The organism is Veillonella sp. DNF00869, from assembly GCF_001553345.1.
Classification (GTDB): domain Bacteria; phylum Bacillota; class Negativicutes; order Veillonellales; family Veillonellaceae; genus F0422.
In genome coordinates, this window is sequence record NZ_KQ960758.1 from 48,113 (window position 1) to 54,673 (window position 6,561).

Annotated in this window: 9 protein-coding genes; 1 reads left to right on the forward strand and 8 read right to left on the reverse strand. The window is 39.6% G+C overall.

The features are described from left to right. Positions 1-74 precede the first annotated feature (74 nt). From HMPREF3032_RS01635 to dat, 8 genes are all read right to left on the reverse strand, one after another. Positions 75-845 (reverse strand): SDR family NAD(P)-dependent oxidoreductase, encoded by a 771-nt coding sequence (locus HMPREF3032_RS01635; RefSeq protein ID WP_009352933.1) that lies wholly within the window; start codon positions 843-845, stop codon positions 75-77. Between the two features lie 11 nt (positions 846-856). Beyond that, positions 857-1,633, reverse strand: a complete 777-nt coding sequence (locus HMPREF3032_RS01640) for a TSUP family transporter (protein WP_062401327.1) — start codon at positions 1,631-1,633, stop codon at positions 857-859. 52 nt (positions 1,634-1,685) lie between these two features. Next, positions 1,686-1,949: a YerC/YecD family TrpR-related protein gene (locus HMPREF3032_RS01645; protein WP_062401329.1), complete on the reverse strand. Its 264-nt coding sequence runs from the start codon at positions 1,947-1,949 to the stop codon at positions 1,686-1,688. 198 nt (positions 1,950-2,147) lie between these two features. Beyond that, positions 2,148-2,957, reverse strand: coding sequence for a MetQ/NlpA family ABC transporter substrate-binding protein (locus tag HMPREF3032_RS01650; RefSeq protein ID WP_062401331.1), 810 nt, complete (start codon positions 2,955-2,957; stop codon positions 2,148-2,150). A 10-nt stretch (positions 2,958-2,967) separates the two neighbouring features. After that, positions 2,968-3,621: a methionine ABC transporter permease gene (locus HMPREF3032_RS01655; protein ID WP_062401332.1), complete on the reverse strand. Its 654-nt coding sequence runs from the start codon at positions 3,619-3,621 to the stop codon at positions 2,968-2,970. Next, on the reverse strand, positions 3,602-4,648 hold the full coding sequence (locus HMPREF3032_RS01660) for a methionine ABC transporter ATP-binding protein (protein ID WP_062401334.1): 1,047 nt from the start codon (positions 4,646-4,648) through the stop codon (positions 3,602-3,604). The genes HMPREF3032_RS01655 and HMPREF3032_RS01660 overlap by 20 nt, the downstream gene beginning before the upstream one ends. Positions 4,649-4,930: 282 nt before the next feature. Then, on the reverse strand, positions 4,931-5,452 hold the full coding sequence (locus tag HMPREF3032_RS01665) for an ECF transporter S component (protein ID WP_009352874.1): 522 nt from the start codon (positions 5,450-5,452) through the stop codon (positions 4,931-4,933). Further along, positions 5,452-6,306 (reverse strand): D-amino-acid transaminase, encoded by an 855-nt coding sequence (gene dat, locus HMPREF3032_RS01670; protein ID WP_009352893.1) that lies wholly within the window; start codon positions 6,304-6,306, stop codon positions 5,452-5,454. Before dat ends, HMPREF3032_RS01665 begins: the two co-directional genes overlap by 1 nt. A 42-nt stretch (positions 6,307-6,348) precedes the next feature. On the opposite strand from dat, the gene HMPREF3032_RS07750 reads away from it, so the two are divergent. Further along, positions 6,349-6,519 carry a hypothetical protein gene (locus tag HMPREF3032_RS07750; protein ID WP_369813339.1) on the forward strand — a complete coding sequence of 57 codons (171 nt, stop codon included), beginning with the start codon at positions 6,349-6,351 and terminating at the stop codon, positions 6,517-6,519. The last annotated feature ends 42 nt before the right edge of the window (positions 6,520-6,561 follow it).

Here is a 6,561-nt window from a genome sequence, read left to right on the forward strand (position 1 = left end):
GTCTCCTATACTGACCACAAAACATTAAGTGTAAATGTACTTATTACCCTTATTGTATCAAATTTCTCAATGAATTACCAACTTGTTAGTCCACCGTCTACAGTCCAAGCTGCACCCGTTACGAAAGATGCTTTCTCACTGATAAGAAACGCAATGACTTCGCCTACTTCTCGCGGTTGAGCAATCCGTCCTAATGGATAGTGTAAAGCCATTTCTTCCTTAGCTTTCACAATATCCCCCGATGGTTCATTGGCTAATTGTTTTGCCACTAATGAAGTGTCTACATCACCAGGACATACACAATTAACGCGAACACGATGAGGTGCCATTTCTAAGGACAGTGATTTCGTAAAACTCACTACAGCCCCTTTGGATGCTCCGTACACAGTGCACGCCACATTACCTTGTAGTCCTGCATCACTTGATATGGTCACAATACTACCATGCACTTGTTTCAAGTACGGTGCTGCGGCTTGGCATAAAAAAACGGTACCTTTTACATTGGTTCCAAACATCTCATCAAAGTTTTGCTCATCCACATCTTCCAATAGTCGCTCTTCATAATACCCAGCTGCCGTTACTAAGGCATTTAAATTGCCAAACAAACGAATCGTATCTTCCACAATACGACGGCAATTCATAACCTTACTTACATCTCCTTGCACAAATCGTACTTTCGAGGAAATACGGCGCAATTTTACCACCGCTTCTTGTCCATCCCATTCATTGCGGCCGTTAATCACCACACACCAGCCTTGCTTTAACAACAATTCTGCAGTAGCAAAGCCTATGCCCGATGTGCCACCGCTAATTAATGCTACTTGATTATCACTAAATTTTTGCATAGTTACTCCTACTATATAATTCCCTGTGAAAGTAAATAGTCATAGGACAATTTCATTAACATTGTCAGAGACATAGCGATAAACAAAAATCTCACTAGTCCTGCGCCTTTCACCATGGCTAACTTTGATCCCGCAGTAGCGCCAATAATTTGTCCCGCTGCAACTGCTAAACCATAACCATAGTTCACTTGATCCATATAGATGAACACCATCAAGGACCCAAAGTTACTCACTGTATTTAATACTTTGGCATTTCCTGATGCGCCTAAGAAATCATAGCCCATAAACAAGAAATAAAATATTAAAAACATCCCTGTGCCAGGGCCAAGAAATCCATCATATAAGCCGATAACGATAGCCACTGCTACATAAGCAAGTAATTTCCATCCTGATTTACGTTCCACTTGTGCTATGGTACCCCAATCTTTTTTGGTAAGCACCACAATGAATACTGCCAACAATAATACAATAATCAGGGGTTTTAAAAATGTGCCTGGCACATACACTGCTATATAGGCGCCTACCATGGAGATAAGCAGAGTGAATGGCATGATCCATTTCACGAATGTCCAATCTACCAATTTGTTTCTGGCGAAGTTAATCATTGCTGTGCCAGATCCAAAGACACTAGATAATTTATTGGTCCCTAAGCACATGGCCACCGGCATATTCGTCAGCATCAAAGCGGGTAACGAAATCAACCCACCTCCACCTACAATGGAATCAATAAACCCCGCTAGGGCTCCTGCAAAAAATAGTATGATACCTATGAGTAAATCACCTTCCATAGTGTGAGCCCTCCTCTCTTATATACATCACGTTGATGTCTTATTGTATCCTCTAGTCCTCAATACGAGGCAAAATTTTATTATATCCATCGGCACCATAATTTAAGCACCGTTTCACACGGCTTATGGTCGCCGTACTAGCTCCTGTTAATTCTACAATTTGCTCATACCCTGTACCTGCTTTTAACAGTCGTGCCACTTCTAAGCGTTGAGAGATAGATTTTAATTCTCCAATGGTACAAATATCTTCAAAAAATTCATAACATTCTTCTAGTGTTCCCAACGACAAGACTGCCCGAAATAACTGGTCATGCATTGGATTCTTAAGTTTTTGATTCAACCTTCTACTCCTTCATAATTCTATTTAGAATGTACTTTACTTCACTACCATTATACCATAGGAAATATCATACATATATCATTAATTCATTGTTCTTGTACAAAAAACAGAGGGCAGTTGATACTCCTATATCAACTACCCTCTATTGTATAATTGTTTGCTGATTCTTTTCACTTAGAACGCTGGGATAATGGATCCTTTGAATTCTTCTTGAATGAATTTACGTACTGGTTCAGATTGGTAAATGGACAATAATTTTTTATATGTTTCATTATTTACATCTTCTGTGCGAACAGCAATTACATTAGCATATGGAGAATCTGTGCTTTCCACTACAACAGCATCTTTTTGTGGGTTCAAACCTGCTGGAATTGCATAGTTTGTATTCACTGCTGCTACATCAACATCATTTAGGGAACGAGCAATTTGTGCCGCTTCTAATTCACGAATATCAATGTTTTTAGGATTGCTTGTAATATCTGCTACGGAAGATTTTACAGTGCCACCGTCTTTTAATGTAATCAAACCTGCTTGTTGTAATAATAACAAGGCACGACCACCATTGGTAGGATCGTTAGGAATCGCTACAGTAGCGCCATTTGGTACATCTTTTAAATCTTTATATTTGTTAGAGTAAATTGCCATTGGTAACAAAATAGTTTTGCCGATAGATTGAATTTTCAAGCCTTTATCTTTTACTGTGTTATCCAAGAATGGTTGATGTTGGAAAGAGTTCACATTCAATTCTTTTTGATCTAAGGCAATATTCGGTTGAATATAATCGCTGAACTCAACGATTTCGATGTTCAATCCTTGTTTTGCTGCTTCACCTTTTACAAATTCCATAACTTTTGCATGAGGACCTGCTGTTACACCTACTTTGATCGGTGCATCTGCTGTTGGTTTCGCTTCTTCTTTACCGCATCCTGCTAATAGTAACACTAAAGATGCAATGGCTAATAAGCCGACTAAAATACGCTTCATAGTATCTCCTTTATTTTTTATTCACTTTACGGGATAAATAGTCACCTACACTTTGGATGACTTGTACTAATACAATTAAGATGATGATAGTGGCTAACATCACATCTCCTTGGAAACGTTGGTATCCATAGCGAATCGCAATATCCCCAAGACCGCCACCACCAATAGCACCTGCCATAGCAGAATAGCTAATTAAGTTAACGATTAAGACTGTAATATTATCGATTAATGTTGGTAACGCTTCTGGCAACAACACTTTCCAAATAATCTGCAATGGTGTAGCCCCCATGGATTGAGCTGCCTCGATAACACCTCCATTCACTTCTTTGATCGCTGTTTCTACCAAACGAGCCAAGAATGGAATGGCTGCTAAGGTCAATGGCACGCAAGCTGCAGTCGTACCAATAGATGTACCTGCTACTAATCGAGTAAATGGAATGATGGCTACCATTAAAATGATGAACGGAATGGAACGTGTGGCATTTACGATAGCACCTAGCACTTTATTCACCGATTCATTTTGCATGATATGACCACGGCTGGTGATAACTAAAATTACGCCCAATGGAACCCCTAACAGAACGGCTACTACAGTGGAAATCACCGTCATTTGTACAGTTTCTAAGAAACCTTGTAGCAATAAATTAATGATTTGCTGTGACATAACCGATCACCTCGCTTCCAATTGGTAAATTATGTAAGTAGTCGATAGCCGCTTCTGATTTAGCGCGCTCCCCTTTTAATTCTACGATCAAATGACCAAAGCTCATATCTTGAATATAATCTACACCGCCAAACAAGATACTTACATCTGTATCAAATTTACGGATAATGCTTGCCACTACAGGTTCATCTGTTACATTGCCTTTGAAAGTCAATCGTACAATCGGATTAGCCCCTTCTACCCAAGTTTCATTCAATGTTAAATGAGCAATGGCATCTTCTGGCAAGTCATGACGGATGATGGCAGACACGAATTCTTTCGTTGTGGCTTCTTTTGGTTCTGTAAATACATCCACTACAGGACCTTCTTCAATAATCGTACCACCTTCAATAACAGCTACACGATCACAAATCTCTTTAATAACATTCATTTCATGAGTAATCAAGACAATGGTCAAGTTTAATCGACGATTGATGTCTTTCAACAAGGCTAAAATAGATTTTGTTGTTTGTGGGTCAAGAGCTGACGTAGCTTCATCGCATAATAACACTTTTGGATTGCTGGCTAAGGCACGGGCAATACCAACACGTTGTTTTTGACCACCGGATAATTGGGACGGATAGTTGTCTAAACGATCCGACAGTTTCACGATGTCTAGAATTGGTAAAATACGTTCTCTAATTTCTTCTTTTGACAATCCTTGCAATTCCAATGGAAATGCTACATTGTCGTATACTGTGCGGGATGAAAGTAAATTAAAGTGTTGGAAAATCATACCAATGTGTTTACGTTCTTCACGTAATTCTACTGTGTTCAACTTCGTTAAATCTACACCGTCCACAATAACGGATCCAGATGTAGGACGTTCCAACATATTGATACAACGAATCAAGGTAGATTTACCGGCCCCAGATTGACCAATAACGCCAAAAATTTCGCCTTCTTCTATAGTTACATTAATTTCTTTCAAGGCTTCCACGCGGACAGCACCTTCATAGACTTTTCGAATCTGTTTAAGTTCTATCATGAAATCCTCTCCTTTTCAAACTAAATAAAAAAGAGCCCTCAGTTACCTAAGAGCTCTCGGGTATGCATAAATTGTACAATGTGAGTAGACAGACTGTCAATAATTCCCACTATACTACTTGCCTATCGTCTTTTATAACTTAAATCTATAACTCCATATTCAGAGGTGCTTACTCTTTATAACAAACGTGCTCCCGCCTAGGTAGGGGCCCCTATGTTAACTCACTATATACTTATTATATAATGATGAAATACACTCCCTTACATACAATTCACATACTAGCTAGTCTTGTTTCTGTAGCTTAATACCACCACGTTTTGCAATAAATGCAGCTAAGAAAATACCACAACTACCAGTAATCAGCTGTGGCCAGCCCATGCTGAACAAGATGCCTTTTTGCATCGCTTCAGGAATGCCCGGCATCAATTGGAATAGTGCCAAGAATAAACCATAAAGAACTACACTTTTTACGATAGCCCCTGTAATAGCTGTCATCCATACACGTTTTGTTCCTAATACCTTTACAGTAATTGCATATGCCATGCTACCAATAGCCACCACAGGCACAAATAAAGGTATGGTCAACATACCTTGTAAAAATGCCATGAGGGGCGTTACACAAGCTACAACGAATCCACTCCACAAACCATAGCGCCAGGTAGCTAGTGCCGTACAAGCACCTACGATGGAGCCCACTAAAAATTGCACCAAACCGTGCATAGGAATAATCATGCGAAGAAATCCTTGGCTTAGCAAAGCAATTGCTAAGAGTAAGGCACTTCCTGTTATCGTTTTGACTGACATTATGCTAACCCTTCTTCCATTAAATGTTGTAATTGTTCAGCTAATACTTTTGCTGCTTTACCTGGTTTACCATCACCTACAGGTTCACGATTCAAGGTGGTAATCGGAATAATGCCACCAATGGTATCGGTGAAGAAGATTTCGTCTGCATCTTTTAGGAAAGCTTCATCAAATTCACGCTCAATAATCGTAATCCCTGCTGTTGGTGCTACACGAGTTACCACTAACTGACGGGTGATACCCTTTAAAATATGATGGTTGGCTGGATGCGTATAACACACACCATCTTTCATCACAAATACATTAGATGTAGCCCCTTCTGTAACAATGCCATCACGCACTAAAATAGCTGTATAAGCACCTTTTTTCTCGGCTTTTGTTTGTGCCAAAATATTAGGAATTAAGTTTAGTGTTTTGATGTCTACACGAGCCCACCGTTCATCAGGCAAGGTAATGGCTTTTACACCTTCTTGCAAGGCCCCTAAATCCGTTGTAATCGGTTTAATAAACATATACATTTGCGGTTCTAATTTAGAACGCTCAAACGCATGATGACGTGGTGTTACCCCACGAGTAATCTGTAAGTAAATATATCCATCAGTAATTTCACTTTGTTCAATCATGATTTCGTGCAACTCTTGCAACTCATCAGGTGGCATGCGCACAGGAATGTCCATTTCACGCATCGAACGATACAAGCGATCTTGATGGTAGGAAAAGGCAAAAGCGCGACCATTATACACCCGCACTACCTCGTATACACCATCACCAAAACAATATCCTCTATCATCAAGACTAACCACCTTGGCGCCAGACTCTACCATCTCGCCATTAAAATATGTTAATTCTTTCATAGTAACACCTCATAGTATACATACGAATCAAGTATTATCTTCATTATAGTACAGACAACTATAAAATTCTACACCTTTTACATCAAATCTCCTGTAGAAGCAAACAATCTACCACTAACGCAAACTAAGCAACGCGCAAGTTTGCAAATAACGTCCCTCCACCTGAGGAACGCGGTTACGAGTAATAGCCTTGTGGCGTTCCTCATCACCTAAATCATACAAACACAAGAAGAGCACGACATGTTCCGGAGCAAA